This is a genomic window from Fontibacter flavus (assembly GCF_042432905.1).
Classification (GTDB): Bacteria; Bacteroidota; Bacteroidia; order Cytophagales; family Cyclobacteriaceae; genus Fontibacter; species Fontibacter flavus.
Map to the genome: position 1 here is coordinate 1 of NZ_JBHLWI010000013.1, position 16,801 is coordinate 16,801.

Consider the following 16,801-nt stretch of genomic DNA (forward strand, 5'->3'; position numbering starts at 1 on the left):
TCGACCAGTATTATACGTGTCAAGGAAAAAATCTAATCAAAAATCCCCAATCATGACTTTAGATTTTCAAAATCAAAAAATTGCAGCATAAAAAAGGCTGCCCTTTTCGGACAGCCCCTTTTTTTTCAATTATTAAATCTTAGTATCTGTAATACTCAGGCTTAAATGGACCTTCCACTGTCACGCCAATGTATTGGGCTTGATCAGAAGTCAAAGTATCTAATTCAACTCCCAATTTAGCCAAATGCAAAGCAGCCACTTTTTCATCCAAGTGTTTAGGCAATACATAAACACCAGGCTCATATTGGCTTGTATTAGTCCAAAGCTCCAACTGTGCCAAAGTTTGGTTTGTGAAGGAATTGGACATCACGAAAGATGGATGACCAGTAGCACAACCCAAATTCACCAATCTACCCTCCGCCAATACAATGATCTGCTTGTCTTCAATGGTATACAGGTCAACCTGAGGTTTGATCACATCCTTTGTATGACCATAACTCTTATTTAACCATGCCATATCAATCTCGTTATCAAAGTGACCGATATTGCAGACAATCGCTTTGTCCTTCATTGCCCTGAAATGCTCTTCGGTAATGATATCTTTATTTCCGGTAGCAGTGACTACGATATCGGCTTCTTTTACGGCATCTACCATTTTTTTGACTGCAAAACCATCCATAGCGGCCTGAAGTGCACAGATTGGATCGATTTCGGTGACAATCACCCTGGCACCAGCTCCTCTTAGAGATGCGGCAGACCCCTTGCCCACATCACCATAACCTGCTACCACTGCCACTTTTCCTGCCATCATGACATCAGTAGCTCTTCGGATAGCATCCACTAGAGATTCTTTACAGCCGTATTTGTTATCAAATTTAGATTTGGTAACTGAATCATTCACATTGATCGCTGGCATCGGCAAAGTACCGTTTTTCATTCTTTCATAAAGCCTGTGCACACCTGTGGTAGTTTCTTCAGAAAGTCCTTTGATACCAGCAATCAATTCTGGATAATTATCCAAAACCATATTGGTAAGATCACCTCCGTCATCAAGAATCATATTCAAAGGCTCTTTTTCTTCTCCAAAGAAAAGCGTCTGCTCAATGCACCAGTCAAATTCTTCTGCTGTCATTCCCTTCCAGGCATATACTGAAATACCTGCTGCTGCAATAGCTGCTGCTGCATGATCCTGAGTAGAGAAAATATTACAAGAAGACCAGGTCACTTCAGCACCTAAAGCCACTAATGTTTCTATCAAAACAGCTGTTTGTATAGTCATGTGCAGACATCCTGCAATTCTGGCACCTTTCAAAGGCTGTGACGGACCATATTCTTCCCTCAAAGCCATCAAACCTGGCATTTCAGCTTCAGCCAACGTAATTTCTTTTCTTCCCCACTCAGCCAGGGAAATATCTTTCACCTTATATTTGATGAATTTGTCAGATTTAATTTCAGACATAAGTTATTTAATTAATGAATTGATTTTCAAAATAGAAGTACAAATTTAGCGCTTTTGCTTACAAAATAAAATTCGGAACTCACAAGTATTTAACCTCCTTGAACCCATAAAGGTTAAGTGATCCATCTCTTTTTTCCAGAATTAATTTACCTTCAGGGCTAATACCTTCTATTTTTCCATCAAAAACCTCTCCATCATCATACCTGGCCCATTCCCCGTACCTATATAAATTGGACAGATAGGATTCCCTAAGCCTTTTTCTATCCCCCTTCTTTAGTGAGACATAATATTTTTCAATTCGGGCAATCAATAATTTAAAAATTTCCCATTTATCCATTTGGCTTCCTGTAAGGGAAGAAAGTGATGTTGCAAATGGCAATTCTTTGATTTCCTGATTGATGTTTAATCCAATGCCCACTACCGAGAATTCAATTCCCTGATGGTTGATGATGTTTTCAATCAAAATCCCTCCAAGTTTTCCTTTCTCAATATGTAAAATATCATTGGGCCATTTAATGACAATACCGGGAACATATTCATCCAAAATTTCTTTTACAGCTAGTGAAACAACAATATTTAGGTCAAACTGCTCGGTAGCATTTAAAAAATACGGCTGTAAAACTAAGGAAAAAGTCAGATTTTTACCTGGCTCTGTCCACCATCGATTCCCCCTTTGTCCTCTACCTTTGGTTTGCGATTCTGTTAAGATAATACTGCCCTCCGCCACTTCTTTGGTTCTGATCTTTCCTAGTGCCAGATCATTGGTAGAGTGACACTCTGTCAGGAAATGAATATCTTTTCCAAGAAAAACCGTATTGGCAAGGATTTTATACATTCTTTTACTAGTTAATTTGTAAGGCAATAAAGATATTTAAAATCTGAATTGTCTTTAATCAATATAGAGGAAGTAAAATTAGTACATTATAATATGACAGCAGAAGAGCTGAGTAAAGTAATTATCAAAGGAATGGAAGAAAAAAAGGCTTCCGATATAATTTTGATGGATTTAAGGGGTGTAAAAAATGCATTTACGGATTTTTTCGTCATCTGTTCTGGTAATTCAGACACCCAATTAGAGGCAATTTCTGAATCTGTGGAGGAGGAAGTGATCAAAGCCAACCAAGGCCGGCCTTATAGGAGTGAAGGAAAAAACAACAACCAATGGATTCTCATGGACTATGTAGATGTCGTTGCCCATATCTTCCTTAAGGACAGAAGAACCTTTTATGGTTTAGAAGAGCTCTGGGGAGATGCCAAAATTACCCGAATCCAATCTTGAAACTTTGAACTTTCAGGATCAAAAATCGTTTTACATGTGAGTTTATGATATATAGAAATAGGAATGAGCGAAAATAACAAAAATAAAAAATTCATCCCCAAGACGCCTCAAAAACCTAATTTTCAACTTTGGTTGATTTTAACGGCAGTGATCGTTTTGGTGGGTATTACCTGGTTCAACCAGCGCAATACAGTAATCGACATCACTTTAAAGAAATTTGAGGACATGTACTTGGCCAATGATGTGGCTAAGGTAGTGGTGGTTTATAATCAAAATCTCGTTGAGGTTAGCTTAAAACCCGAATCTCTCGAAAATTCTAAATACAAAGATGAATTGGAGGCAAACAGTCCTTTCTTTACTCCAAGTGGTCCCCACTATCAGGTAAAGATTGCTTCTGTAGACAAGTTTATAGAGGATTTCCAAAAACTTGAAAATGCCAAACCTGACAGGGATAGGATTGGATATACTGCAAAAACTCAGGAATCTTGGACCAATTGGTTCTCAAGTTTCGGTTTTCTGATCCTCTTGTTCTTATTCTTCTGGATTATGATGAGAAGAATGGCAGGACCTAGTGGTCCAGGGGGCCAGATTTTCAATGTCGGAAAATCAAGGGCACAGCTGTTTGATGCAGAAAACAAAGTCAAAATCACTTTTGATAATGTAGCAGGTTTGGATGAGGCCAAGGAAGAAATTCAGGAAATTGTTGAATTCCTGAAAAACCCAGGAAAATTTACCAAGCTTGGTGGTAAAATCCCAAAAGGAGCTCTTCTAGTTGGCCCTCCAGGTACAGGTAAAACCTTATTGGCTAAAGCAGTGGCAGGCGAAGCTGGTGTTCCATTCTTTACCTTATCCGGTTCAGATTTCGTAGAAATGTTTGTCGGTGTAGGTGCGGCAAGGGTACGCGACCTCTTCAAACAAGCAAAAGAAAAAGCGCCTTGTATCATTTTCATTGACGAAATTGATGCCATTGGTAGATCCAGAGGTAAAGGCCAAATGCCAGGATCTAACGATGAAAGAGAGAACACACTTAACTCCCTATTGGTGGAAATGGATGGTTTCGGTACAGATTCAGGAGTTATTGTTCTGGCAGCAACCAACAGACCTGATGTATTGGACTCCGCACTATTAAGACCGGGACGTTTCGACAGGCAGATCAGTATTGACAAGCCGGACATTGTGGGAAGAGAAGCAATCTTCAAAGTGCACCTTCAACCCATCAAAATCAGTAATGATGTTGATGCTAAAAAATTAGCGGCCCAAACACCAGGTTTCGCGGGTGCTGAAATCGCAAACGTATGTAATGAAGCAGCTTTGATTGCTGCAAGAAGAAATAAAACCGCTGTAGATATGCAGGATTTCCAAGACGCTGTAGACAGGGTCATAGGTGGCTTGGAGAAGAAAAATAAAATTATTTCTCCTGAGGAAAAACAGATTGTAGCCTACCATGAAGCTGGACATGCAGTGGCTGGCTGGTTCTTGGAACATGCTGACCCATTGGTGAAAGTAAGTATTGTACCTAGAGGTGTAGCCGCATTGGGATATGCCCAATATCTTCCAAAAGAACAGTTCCTCTATCAGACTGAACAGCTCATTGATGAGATGTGTATGACCTTAGGTGGAAGAGCTGCAGAAGAAATTGTCTTTGGAAAAATATCAACCGGTGCATTGAGCGACCTGGAAAGAGTGACCAAAGTGGCCTATTCCATGGTTTCTGTATACGGCATGAATGATAAGATTGGTAATGTATCCTTCTATGACAGTAAAGGAAGTGAATACAAAATGACCAAACCTTATTCTGAAACTACGGCAGAAACCATTGATGAAGAGGTCAGAAAACTGATCAGCGAGGCATATCAAAGAACAAAAGATTTGCTTCAAACCAAGAGAGGTGAACTCGAAACCTTAGCCAAAGAATTGCTTGAAAAAGAAATCCTTTTCCAAACAGATCTTGAAAGGTTAATTGGAAAAAGACCATTTGCCAAGGAAACTACCTATGAAGCTTTCACCAGAAAAGTGGATGAAAAAGAATTGGCAGTATCCGAGGCCAAGAAAAAGAAAGAAGCAGAAGCGAAAGCTGTGGAAAATCCTTCTGAAGAAGAAACTCAAGTTGAAGAAAATAAGGGATAAATCATCCCTAACCATAAGTTGTAAAAGCCTCCCCTGTCTGGGAGGCTTTTTTTATGCATTTGATATGGATTGATTATCTTTGAAAGATTTACTTGTACTCCATGAATATTACACTTAGAGAAAAGAAAGTTTTTTTTGCATCAGATTTCCACTTGGGCGCACCTGATGACCAAAGCAGTAAGCAAAGAGAAAAAAAAATCATCAGATGGCTTAATGAAATAGAAAATGAAGCTGAGGCGATCTTTCTGGTAGGTGATATTTTTGATTTTTGGTTTGAATATGAAAAAGTTGTCCCAAAAGGCTTTATACGCTTTTTGGGTAAAATCGCAGACCTGCGTGAGAAGGGCATTCCCATTTTCTTTTTTACCGGCAACCATGACCTGTGGATGAATGATTACTTTACCCAAGAATTGGGCATCCCTGTATTTCACCATCCTATTGAAGTGGTGATTGCCAATAAAAAATTCCTGGTAGGACATGGTGACGGACTTGGACCTGGAGATGAGCATTACAAATTCTTAAAGAAGATTTTTACCAATCCATTCTGTCAATGGCTTTTCAAATGGCTTCACCCTGATTTAGGAGTACGACTTGCCCATAAATGGTCCAAAAACAGCCGTATCACCAATCTTCAAAAGAATGAAAATGAATTCAAAGGAGATGATGAATGGCTTTGGGCCTATTGTAAGCAAGTGGAAAAAAACAGACATTTCGATTATTACATATTTGGCCATAGACATTTGCCACTTGATTTGCCAGTAGGGCATACTGCAAGGTATTTCAATCTTGGGGAATGGGTCAATCAATATACTTATGGTGTATTTGACGGGAATACATTCGAAATCAAAACCTTGGAACCATGAAAAAATCAATGTTTGTCTTCCTTTTCCTTTTTTCTTTTTTCAAGGCAATGGGTCAGGAAATCGTATGGAACCTGGAGACAGTCATTGAATTTCCCAGACTTGGATTACTATCTTTGGACAATCAGGGCTTTCTATTCATCTCTGATCTTGAAGGCAACCTCTATCAATACAATAAAAATGGTAATCAGGTTAATAATTTTTCTCCCCAGCGCCAGGCAGCACTGACGCAACTTGAAGCTTCTTGGACAGTTAATATTTTTACATTTTCAACAGATCTTCAGGAATACAGAATATTGGACAGGTTTGTCAATCCAGTATCAGAAAACAGAATCCCAACGGATTTAATCAACCTTGCTAAAGTTGCCACTTTGGGCAATAATAATATCATGTGGATTTTTGACGAAGCTGATCTCTCTCTCAAACAGTTTGATTACCGAAGAAACAGGATCCTTCAGCATCAGCCGCTAAACTTGATTCTAGACAGGTCTTCGTTAGAGGTAATTGATATCCGGGAATATCAAAACTTGGTTTTTTTAAATATTGAGAGTGAAGGGGTATATATTTTGGACAATCAGGGAAATCTCATAAGAAAAATTGATATTGTTTACCCTCAAAAACTATCTTTTTGGAAAGAAAACATCCTTTTTCTTGATGATGGAAAAATAGCTGTCTTGGATTTCAAATCTGGAAAACTAAACAAGTATTTGCTTCCAGAGGAAATCAATCCAAAAGCGGTGATGATCAATCAGGAAAATATTTTCCTTTACAATGAGAATCAGGTTTGGATTTTCAGGAGATCAAATCAGTTTTAACTTAAAAAAACAGACCCGATCACACATTCATGAGATCGGGTCCTCAGGTTATAAATTGTGACTTAATTAAGCAATTTCTACTAGCGTGATATCAAAAATCAAATCTTGTCCAGCCAATGGGTGATTTGCATCCAAAACGATTTTCTCTGCATCTACATGCGTTACTTTTACTGGAACTGGCTGTCCTGCTTGATTTTGCAATGACAACTCCATTCCAATCTCAGGCTTGATATGAGGAGGGACTTGATCAATTGGAATATCCAACATCATATCTTCTCTTTTCTCACCATAAGCTTCTGCGCTTGGAATAGTGACACTTTTCTCTTCACCAATGGCCATGCCGTGAACAGCTGCGTCAAAACCTTTGATCATATTGCCATCACCAAGTGTGAATTGAAGAGGTTCTCTGTTAGCCGAGCTATCAAATACAGTTCCATCCTCAAGTCTACCGGTGTAATGAACTTTCACTGAATTTCCTTTACTTGCTACTGACATATTGTATGTTTATTTTGTTAAAGTCACAAAGTTAACACTTTTATTCCCCCTATAAAAGTATGTCCGTTTTCGACACGGACACTGTTCATTTTTGAGATAAAATCGTACGTTTTTGAACATATTTTTCCTTATATTGAGTGGAAATAGGCCTTAAAGGCTACTTTGAGGAAATGGCATCATTTTGTCATATACTTTCAAAAATGGAATGATCATGGAAAACCAACAATTAGGAAAGATACTCATCATAGACGATAATGAAGATTTATTGTTTGCTGCAAAAATGCTGTTGAAAAAATATGCAAAGGAAGTAACGATAGAAAAAGACCCAAGAAGGATCCCTTTTTTGGTAAACAACAACAGCTATGATGTCATTCTACTGGACATGAACTTTACAGAAGACACCACTTCCGGCAAAGAGGGGTTCCATTGGTTAAAACAGATTAAAGAAATCGATCCAAAAGCTGTGGTCATTTTAATTACCGCATTCGGAGATGTGGAAATGGCTGTTCAAGCATTGAAAGAAGGGGCAACAGACTTTATCCTGAAGCCATGGCAAAATGAAAAATTATTGGCCACGCTTACTTCTGCTAGTCGTCTAAAAGAAAGTTACGATGAAGTAGACAAGCTTTCCAAAAAGCAAAAACAGCTTCAAACGGATGCTAAAAAGCCTTATACAGATATCATAGGCAGCAGTGCTTCTATGAAAAATATATTTTCGATCATTGACAAAGTCGCGCAAACAGATGCCAATATCCTGATCTTAGGTGAAAACGGTACGGGCAAGGAACTCATTGCCAGAGCTATACATGACCGATCGCACAGGAAAGATGAGATTTTTGTAGGAGTCGATATGGGCGCGATTACCGAGACACTTTTTGAGAGTGAATTATTTGGGCATAAAAGAGGAGCTTTTACCGATGCGAAAGAAGACAGAGCAGGTAGATTTGAAATCGCTGATAAAGGCACTCTTTTCCTCGATGAAATCGGGAATTTAAGCATGCCTCTGCAATCCAAATTATTGACAGTACTACAAAAAAGAGAAGTCACAAGAATTGGCACCAACAAAGCCATACCTGTAGATATACGCTTAATCTGCGCAACCAATATGCATGTCCATGATATGGTCATGGACAATACTTTCAGACAAGATTTGCTTTATAGGATCAATACAGTGGAAATTTTCCTTCCTCCTCTCAGAGAAAGACAAGATGATATCCCTCTTTTGGCAGAACATTTTCTGAAAATCTATGCCCAAAAATACAGAAAGACATTTCATGGGTTCACGCCTTCCGCTATGCAATTGCTTCAAAGGTACAATTGGCCGGGCAACATTCGTGAACTGCAGCATGCCATAGAGCGTGCCATTATCATGGCTGACGGTAACGAACTGGACAGCAGAGATTTCTTTTTCCTTTCTGCCAAACCCATGAATGAGAAAATTGCCACTCCGGCAACTTTTAACCTGGATGAGGTGGAAAAAACCACCATTCAACGGGTAATAGATAAGAATGGAGGAAATATTTCCAAAGCAGCTAAAGAACTTGGTTTGACCAGGGCTTCTTTGTACAGAAGATTAGAAAAGTATGGATTATAAGGTTGGCCTGCTTGGAAGAATATTCCTTTTGGCCGTTTCAATTTTCGTTTTATCCTATTTCATCTTGAATGGTGCAGGAGTCTTTGCGATTTCTCTGTTCATCATTTTGGTCTTGGCCCAGATTATTTTTCTGATCGGATATGCCGAAAGCTCCTTTAAAAAAGTGCGGCAGTTTTTGGACAATATCAAGCAGGATAATTATACCAATGTCTATCCCGTAAAATTTGACGGTACTGAAACAGATGATCTTCATATTGAATTCAATGCCATTTTGGCAAAACTACAAGAAGACCAAGCAGAAAAAGAGGCGAATTATCAGTATTTCAGATCAGTTTTCCAGCATCTAAGCATTGGACTGATCACCTATGATGAGGTAGGTAAGGTACAGATTGTTAACACTGCTGCTAAAAGAATGCTGAACATTCAGCATCTGATCAATATTTCAGAAATCGAAAATATCAACAAGGAATTGCATCATGCCATTCACCACCTGAGAACAGGTGGTAGCGAGCTGATCAAAATCGCCCATCCGGACGGCATCATGCAACTTTCTGTTTATGTGATTGAGCTGATATTGAGGGACACAAAATTTAAGCTTGTTTCCTTGCAAAATATCCAAAGTGAGCTTGAAGAAAAAGAGATGGAAGCTTGGCAGAACCTGGTCAGGGTGTTGACCCATGAAATCATGAACAGCATCGCTCCTATCTCTTCATTAGCTGCTACCGTAAAAACTGACATCGAATCAAAAATGGATACAGACAATCCAGTAGCTGCTCATGATCTCGAAGATTATCTCATGGCTATCAGCACCATTGAAAAAAGAAGTGAAGGACTGATCAATTTCGTAAGTGATTTCAGAAGTCTTGCACATATTCCCAATCCCAAATTTACCGCGATCAGGATCAAAGAACTATTCATGCAACTGGAAACCCTGATGACGCGACAATTTGAAACCAATCAGATACATACCAAATGTACTGTCAAACCTGAAGATCTGATTTTATTTGGCGACAGGAACCTCATCGAACAGGTAATGATCAATCTTATCCATAATGCCATCCAAGCTATGGAGGAAACTTCCACCAAGCTTCTGACTATTGATGCTTTTATTGATGAATCCGGTAAAATCATCATTGAAGTTGCAGATACAGGCAAAGGGATTGAAGAGGAGGCTCTTTCCAAAATATTCATTCCTTTCTTTACGACCAAGAAAAAAGGTTCAGGCATAGGTCTAAGCCTTTCCAAACAAATTATGAGAAGACACAAAGGAAATATTCAGGTTAGTTCCACCTTAGGTGAAGGTACAGTCTTCAAATTAATCTTTAACGCTTAGCATATAGGAACAGAGGACCATCACAAGCTGTCGCAGAAGCGTTGAGCAATTGAAAATCTTTATTGACATATAAATTCTCAATAGGACCTTCACCGCAATTAGCTGCCATAGTTTCATTGGTGTCAAATTTAAGGACCAGTTCAAAAATCAAACCCTCTCCATTATGCTCAATTGGTTTTATGGTATAGGTCCCCAAGGCCTGATTGGGAACATCCAATGTCCTTCCTTCTTTGGATTGATTGGAAATTTTAATAAAACTGTTATCTGTATTAAAAATATATTTTTCCTCATGAACAAATTGTGTCCCATCAAATCCCGGTATTGTCCAAGAGGGCCTTATTTCCTTGAGATTCCAATATCCTAAAATATTGAAATCTGGATTTTTGTCATCCTGATTACAGGAATTTGAGAAAATGGCCAAAACCACTAAAAGTATGAGTTTATTTTTCATTGGGTAAATTTCATGAATTGTAAAGCCAAAATGCATTTTAAATTACTAATAATTTTTCAAAAACCAATTGGGTCTGTTTGTATGAGCGGTCAAAAAACTGTTTTAACATTACATTAACCTCGGCTTCATATTAATGCTGATTTTATTCAAATACTTATTAATTGAATAACACGCTGTTCATCATCAGTTTATAGCTGTACTATAACTTGCATGCAAAACTGATAGACTTTGAATACAACTTTCAAAACAATCGTCATCTCAGATGTGCATTTGGGCACCAAAGGGTCAAAAGCCAAAGAAGTTGCAAGATTTCTCAAGCAACACTCATGTGAAAATCTAATCCTTAATGGGGATATCATCGATGGTTGGCAACTCCGAAAATCCGGAACTTGGAAAAGAAAGCACACCAGATTTTTTAACCGAGTCCTCAAAATGATAGAACAGGAAAATACAAGAGTATTCTATTTAAGAGGAAACCATGATGATTTTTTGGACCAGATTCTTCCTCTTCAGATCGGTAACCTATCTATTCAAAAAGATATGGTTTACGAAAGCAATGGGAAAAAATTCTTCATCACGCATGGAGACATTTTCGACAGTATTACGAGTAATTTCAGGTGGATAGCCTATTTAGGGGATATAGGATATACTTTCTTACTTTGGCTGAACAGACAGGTCAACCATCACAGAAGAAGAAAAGGTCTCCCCTACTTCTCGCTTTCCCAATATGTGAAAGGCAAAGTGAAGTCAGCGGTATCTTACATAGATGAGTATGAGTCCGAACTGGCCAAAGTAGCCAAAGTAAAAGGCTGTGATGGTATCATCTGTGGCCATATCCACAAAGCAGAAAACAGAAAAATAGAAGGTATAACCTACCTCAATTCAGGGGATTGGGTCGAAACCATGAGTGCTTTGGCCGAAGATCATGATGGTAATTGGCAGCTGATTTACTATAATGAAATGGACTTCTCCAAGAAATCTGATGAGAAACTCAGGGAAATTGGTCCCCAATTAGATCTCAAAACTGTAGCTTTCGACAAACTTCCAGAAAATTTCAATCTTGGGAATTTTAGATTCTGAGCATGAGGTTTTTGTTTATCATTCAGGGTGAAGGAAGAGGTCATATGACCCAAGCTATTGCACTTGCACAATTATTGGATAAGATGGGCCATCAATTAAGTGCGGTGTGCATTGGCACAAGCAAAAGAAGATCTATTCCTGATTTTGTCAAAAATGCATTTACAGTACCCTTACACCAATTTGAAAGTCCGAATTTCATTACCGATAAGAAACAAAAGGGTATCAAAATCGGTAAAACCATTACAAACAATCTGGTAAAAACAAAGGATTTCATTTCAAGCATGGAAAAAATCCATGCTTTGGTCACAGAACATGAACCTGACATTATTTTGAATTTTTATGATATTTTAGGAGGGCTTTACAATTTTTTATACCGTCCAAAAGGCCAATTCTGGGTAATTGGACATCAATATCTTTCTGAACACCGTTCATTTGTTTTTGCCAAAGGTTTTCGGATTCAAAAATACCTGTTTAATCTCAATACACAGGTCACAGCACTCGGCGCTGATAAAAAGCTAGCCCTTTCATTTAGGCCATTGGAAGATGAGCAAAAAAAGAAAATTGTTGTCTTACCCCCTCTATTGAGGGAAGATCTGAAAAACCTGGCAACACAAGATGGGGATTTCTACCTGACTTACATGGTCAACCACGGCTACAGTGAAGAAGTGATGAATTTTGCACAAAGAAATCCTGAAATCAAAATCGAAGCTTTTTGGGACAAAAAAGAAGCTGGAAAAGAGTTCAAAGCTTTGGACAATCTTACTTTTCATCAGGTTGATGACAGGTTGTTTTTAGAGAAAATGGCAACATGCAAAGGTCTGGTCAGCACAGCAGGATTTGAGTCAATTTGCGAGGCCATGTATTTAGGTAAGCCTGTCATGTTTGTTCCCGTTCAAGGTCAATATGAACAGCTATGCAATGCTTTAGATGCAGAAATTTCAGGAGCTGGAGTGCAGCATACACACTTCGACTTTAAGTACTTCGACAAGATATTAGAAACAAGAAACTTTGGGACTGATCAGGCAAAAAACTGGATAGACAGTTTTCCCTTCATCTTCCAAAGACAAATTGAGCAAAGTTACGGGACAAGATTTAATTCAGCATACAGGGAGCAAACTATCACCTCTTCTGTTCCCAATTCCTAATATTTTTTACACAGATCAACATAGCTTGTTGCTGCCTCACTTTTAGAAAATTCATACCAAAATCGTTCAGACATTGGCATCTTAAATCAAACCATGTTTTTGATGGAGAAAAAGTGTACATATAAGATCATTTTTTTAAACTTATACCGCTTTTTGAAGGTTTGATTGACAGTTGAAATTCATTCAGGCATTTCTTAGAATAATGTACTTGGTTAATCAGATTTGAAAATTCTCATCTACTCGTATATTATCTTTTTCACTTTTTTTCCAAGCTAATAGAAAAAGAAATGTCTGACTTGTTCAAAAAATAGTAAATTCAAGGCTGCTTATTTGAATGAAAGATTCATGAATATAGAGAAACAAAGGCTTCAGGAAGACAGGGAGTGGAAGAAGCATTGGAAAAAGTGGGGACCTTACTTGACGGAAAGGCAATGGGGCACTGTGCGGGAGGACTATAGCCCTCATGGAGCTGCTTGGGATAATGTCACCCATGATGAAGCCAAAAGCAAAGCCTATCGATGGGGAGAAGAAGGAATCGGAGGTATTTCAGATTACAAGCAAAAGCTTTGTATTGCTTGGGCATTTTGGAATGGAAAAGATCCTATGCTCAAAGAAAGATTTTTTGGATTGACTGGGCCGCAGGGGAATCATGGAGAAGATGTAAAAGAGCTGTATTATTACTTGGATTCCACACCTACGCACAGTTATATGAAGATGCTATATAAGTATCCTCAGCAGGAATTCCCTTACAAAGACTTATTGGAAGAAAACCGGAAAAGGACAAAAAACGATCCGGAATACGAAATATTAGATACGGGAATTTTTGATAATGATGCCTATTTTGACATCTTTATCGAATATGCCAAAAATGATTTTGAGGACATCATAGGCAAAGCCACTATACATAATAGGGGTGAGGAGGACGCAGAGATTTGGGTAATCCCTACCATCTGGTTCAGAAAAATATGGTTTACAGGGCATGAACCTTTTATGCCCAAACTTTCAAAGGAAGGCACAAATAAAATCAAGGCCTTCAGCCCTAAAAGCGGTAATTATTTTTTCTCCTTTCAGGGAGAACCGGATCTGAAATTCTGCAACAATGAAACCAACCGGGAAAAATTATACCATATCCCGAACGAAAGAAAATATGTAAAAGACGCTATCAATGACTACGTAGTCAATGGTGATTCCACCCATATCAATGCTGATAATTACGGGACAAAAGCCGCTGCTATTTACAAGTTGATTATTCCGGCAGGAGAGTCCAGGGAAGTAAAATTCCGGATGATGCATCAAGATGCTGATGAAGCAATTACCGATTGTGAAGCTATCATCAATGAAAGAAAAAGAGATGCAGATGAATTCTACGCTGATATACAATCTAGAATTGTAGAAGATGATTTAAAAAACATCCAAAGACAGGCTTTCGCCGGAATGATGTGGAGTAAGCAGTTTTATTACTACAATGTTGAAAGATGGCTGGAAGGAGACCCAGGAAGGTACTCTCCTCCAAAGGAAAGGAAAAAAGGAAGAAACCATAATTGGCGACACCTTCACAATTATGATATCATTTCTATGCCCGACAAATGGGAATACCCCTGGTATGCGGCCTGGGATCTTGCTTTCCACTGCATTCCTATTGCTAGAATTGACCCTGATTTTGCCAAATCACAGCTAATCCTACTCCTCAATGACTGGTATATGCATCCAAACGGACAAATACCGGCTTATGAATGGAATTTCAGTGATGTCAATCCTCCTGTGCATGCTTATGCTGTACAAAGAGTCTATCAGATTGATAAGAAAATGAATGGTGGAAAAGGGGATCAGGAGTTCCTCGAAAGGTGTTTCCACAAACTGATGATCAATTTCACTTGGTGGGTCAATCAGAAAGACAGTGATGGCAAAAACATTTTCGAAGGGGGATTCTTGGGACTTGACAATATTTCTGTGATAGACCGTAGCCATGCCCATCATTATAGTGGCAAACTTGAACAGGCTGATGCTACTTCATGGATGGCGATGTTTTCATTGAATATGTTGAGAATTTCACTTGACCTATGTGAATTCAACAAATCTTATCAATTTACTGCAGGTAAATTTCTGGAACATTTCCTTTATATCGCTGGAGCCATGAATAATATTTCAGGTGAAAGCATCAGTCTTTGGAATGATGAAGAAAACTTTTTCTTCGACGTATTCCACCTGCCAGGCAAAGAACCAAAGGTCATGAAGGTAAAGTCAATTGTGGGTATCATTCCACTATTCGCAGTAGAATCAATCAGATTGGACATGTTTGACAGCTTACCTGAATTCAAAAAAAGACAGGAATTCTTCCTGAAAGAAAAGCCTAAACTTGCGTCACAGGTTTCCAGTTGGATTCAACCGGGCCATGAAAGCAGGAGACTTTTCTCCTTATTGAGGGGACATAGGATGAAAAGTATTCTTCACAAATTATTGGACCCAAAGGAATTCCTCAGTGAATATGGAATCAGGTCACTTTCCAAAGACCATGAAAAGAAACCATACAGCCTCAAAATCAATGGGGACACTTATACTGTGAAATATACCCCCGGTGAATCGGACTCTTTGATGTTTGGGGGTAATTCCAACTGGAGAGGACCTATTTGGTTTCCAATCAATCACTTGATCATAGAATCACTTCATAAATTTGATTATTACTACGGTGGAGAATTCTCTATCGAATATCCAACTGGATCCGGAAATTACCTTACCATGGACCTGATCGCCCGCGAATTATCCCATAGATGCATCAAGATCTTCAAAAAGGATGAAAATGGCAGACGACCAGTGTTTGGCAATAACAAGAAAATGCAGGAAGATCCTCATTTCAAGGATTATCTGCTCTTTTATGAATATTTTCATGGGGATAACGGCTCCGGACTTGGCGCCTCACACCAAACAGGCTGGACAGGATTAGTGGCGGAAATGATCCATAAATATTCAAAGAACAACATTAAAAATCAGGACAATGCTGAGGCCATATTTAGAATCTAACAGGATAGAAGCTGGTTGTGATGAAGTGGGAAGGGGCTGCCTTTGCGGACCGGTAGTAGCAGCTGCGGTCATTCTTCCTCCTGACTATGCCAATGAGTTTATCAATGATTCTAAAAAGCTAAGCAAATCCAACAGGAACAACCTCATCCAAGAGATAAAAACTTCTGCACTTGCATGGTCCATCGCTGAGGCAAGTGTAGAAGAAATTGATAGCATCAATATACTTAACGCTTCATTTCTTGCCATGAGCCGGGCGATTGAAGGATTAAAAGAAAAACCAGAGCATTTACTGATAGATGGTAACCGATTCAAATCACACTTAGACATTCCATTTTCCTGCATTGTAAAAGGAGACAGTAAATTTGCCAGCATTGCTGCAGCATCTATTCTGGCGAAAGTTTATCGGGATGATTTGATGGAAGATATGGCTGCTAAGTACCCTGGATATGGATGGGAGAAAAATGCGGGATACCCAACCAGAGCACACAGAGAAGGCATCATCAAACTGGGATTGACACCTATTCATAGAAAATCATTTAGGCATCTTCCAGAGCAAATGAAGCTGGATATTTAAAACCGCATCAGCATATAGCCCTGAGGCACATATTTGGTAAGCACAGTCAGCATAGAAAGTGCAATCTCCGCCCCTTCCCAAACATCTGTGGTTTTCATATCCCTTGCAATAAGGGATTGTCCGCACACATAAAATTCGACCCCTGCGGATTTCAAGGCCTCGTATACAGGTAGGTTTGGATTTTTTACGCCATATAATTTTTCATAAAATGCATCATTTAAGATACTGAAAACAGCCCCACCATGTACGGCTACTTTGACATGTAAATTATCTACAGACACCCCTCCTACTCCGTGTAAATTGAGCATTCGGGCTATATTGTCTACCATCCTGTTTATTTGTTTTGGATCTTCTGCTCCTGAAACCAAATCAATGATAATCTTAAATTCCCCATTGGGATCAGGTCTTTCTGTTGCTTCAGGAATTTCAAATACTTTACCATATCCAGTTACAATTGGATCTAAACCAACTTGCTGACTGAATCCTACTTGAAGAAAACCAATGGCTAAAACCAAAGAGACAAATAAATTTTTCATGCTGGGATTTTTTCAAAAAGTAGGTAAAATCGTTA

The 16,801-nt window shown here is 38.8% G+C and carries 15 protein-coding genes; 10 read left to right on the forward strand and 5 right to left on the reverse strand.

The features are described from left to right. Window positions 1–139: 139 nt before the first annotated feature. Window positions 140–1,459, reverse strand: a complete 1,320-nt coding sequence (gene ahcY, locus ACFFIP_RS06075) for an adenosylhomocysteinase (RefSeq protein ID WP_382386688.1) — start codon at window positions 1,457–1,459, stop codon at window positions 140–142. Between the two features lie 79 nt (window positions 1,460–1,538). Continuing rightward, entirely contained in the window at window positions 1,539–2,294 is a 756-nt protein-coding gene (locus tag ACFFIP_RS06080) for a biotin--[acetyl-CoA-carboxylase] ligase (RefSeq protein ID WP_382386689.1), read from the reverse strand. A 93-nt stretch (window positions 2,295–2,387) separates the two neighbouring features. Here ACFFIP_RS06080 and rsfS point away from each other — a divergent pair, with 93 nt between their 5' ends. From rsfS to ACFFIP_RS06100, 4 genes are all read left to right on the forward strand, one after another. Next, window positions 2,388–2,738 carry a ribosome silencing factor gene (gene rsfS / locus ACFFIP_RS06085; protein WP_382386690.1) on the forward strand — a complete coding sequence of 117 codons (351 nt, stop codon included), beginning with the start codon at window positions 2,388–2,390 and terminating at the stop codon, window positions 2,736–2,738. A gap of 63 nt (window positions 2,739–2,801) precedes the next feature. Next, window positions 2,802–4,865: an ATP-dependent zinc metalloprotease FtsH gene (ftsH, locus tag ACFFIP_RS06090; protein WP_382386691.1), complete on the forward strand. Its 2,064-nt coding sequence runs from the start codon at window positions 2,802–2,804 to the stop codon at window positions 4,863–4,865. 101 nt (window positions 4,866–4,966) lie between these two features. Next, window positions 4,967–5,728 carry a UDP-2,3-diacylglucosamine diphosphatase gene (locus ACFFIP_RS06095; protein WP_382386692.1) on the forward strand — a complete coding sequence of 254 codons (762 nt, stop codon included), beginning with the start codon at window positions 4,967–4,969 and terminating at the stop codon, window positions 5,726–5,728. Continuing rightward, window positions 5,725–6,540 carry a hypothetical protein gene (locus tag ACFFIP_RS06100; protein WP_382386693.1) on the forward strand — a complete coding sequence of 272 codons (816 nt, stop codon included), beginning with the start codon at window positions 5,725–5,727 and terminating at the stop codon, window positions 6,538–6,540. Before ACFFIP_RS06095 ends, ACFFIP_RS06100 begins: the two co-directional genes overlap by 4 nt. Window positions 6,541–6,606: 66 nt before the next feature. On the opposite strand, the gene ACFFIP_RS06105 is transcribed toward ACFFIP_RS06100, so the two are convergent. Then, window positions 6,607–7,035, reverse strand: a complete 429-nt coding sequence (locus tag ACFFIP_RS06105) for an FKBP-type peptidyl-prolyl cis-trans isomerase (RefSeq protein ID WP_382386694.1) — start codon at window positions 7,033–7,035, stop codon at window positions 6,607–6,609. Between the two features lie 211 nt (window positions 7,036–7,246). On the opposite strand from ACFFIP_RS06105, the gene ACFFIP_RS06110 reads away from it, so the two are divergent. Together ACFFIP_RS06110 and ACFFIP_RS06115 are read left to right on the forward strand one after the other, a co-directional pair. Further along, entirely contained in the window at window positions 7,247–8,629 is a 1,383-nt protein-coding gene (locus ACFFIP_RS06110; RefSeq protein WP_382386695.1) for a sigma-54-dependent transcriptional regulator, read from the forward strand. Beyond that, window positions 8,619–9,962 (forward strand): sensor histidine kinase, encoded by a 1,344-nt coding sequence (locus tag ACFFIP_RS06115; protein ID WP_382386696.1) that lies wholly within the window; start codon window positions 8,619–8,621, stop codon window positions 9,960–9,962. The genes ACFFIP_RS06110 and ACFFIP_RS06115 overlap by 11 nt, the downstream gene beginning before the upstream one ends. Here ACFFIP_RS06115 and ACFFIP_RS06120 read toward each other — a convergent pair. Further along, complete coding sequence (locus ACFFIP_RS06120) at window positions 9,952–10,413, reverse strand: hypothetical protein (protein ID WP_382386697.1); 462 nt, start codon at window positions 10,411–10,413, stop codon at window positions 9,952–9,954. The genes ACFFIP_RS06115 and ACFFIP_RS06120 overlap by 11 nt on opposite strands. 228 nt (window positions 10,414–10,641) lie before the next feature. Between ACFFIP_RS06120 and ACFFIP_RS06125 the strand changes: the two genes are divergently transcribed. From ACFFIP_RS06125 to rnhB, 4 genes are all read left to right on the forward strand, one after another. Then, window positions 10,642–11,493 carry a UDP-2,3-diacylglucosamine diphosphatase gene (locus tag ACFFIP_RS06125; RefSeq protein ID WP_382386698.1) on the forward strand — a complete coding sequence of 284 codons (852 nt, stop codon included), beginning with the start codon at window positions 10,642–10,644 and terminating at the stop codon, window positions 11,491–11,493. Window positions 11,494–11,495: 2 nt separating this feature from the next. Next, window positions 11,496–12,638, forward strand: coding sequence for a glycosyltransferase family protein (locus ACFFIP_RS06130; protein WP_382386699.1), 1,143 nt, complete (start codon window positions 11,496–11,498; stop codon window positions 12,636–12,638). 345 nt (window positions 12,639–12,983) lie between these two features. Beyond that, the gene (locus ACFFIP_RS06135; protein WP_382386700.1) at window positions 12,984–15,656 is read left to right on the forward strand and encodes an MGH1-like glycoside hydrolase domain-containing protein; all 2,673 of its coding nucleotides are present in this window, start codon (window positions 12,984–12,986) and stop codon (window positions 15,654–15,656) included. Next, entirely contained in the window at window positions 15,631–16,230 is a 600-nt protein-coding gene (gene rnhB, locus ACFFIP_RS06140; RefSeq protein ID WP_382386701.1) for a ribonuclease HII, read from the forward strand. Before ACFFIP_RS06135 ends, rnhB begins: the two co-directional genes overlap by 26 nt. Here the strand turns inward: rnhB and ACFFIP_RS06145 are convergent. Continuing rightward, entirely contained in the window at window positions 16,227–16,766 is a 540-nt protein-coding gene (locus tag ACFFIP_RS06145; protein WP_382386702.1) for a DsrE family protein, read from the reverse strand. The genes rnhB and ACFFIP_RS06145 overlap by 4 nt on opposite strands. Window positions 16,767–16,801 lie beyond the last annotated feature (35 nt).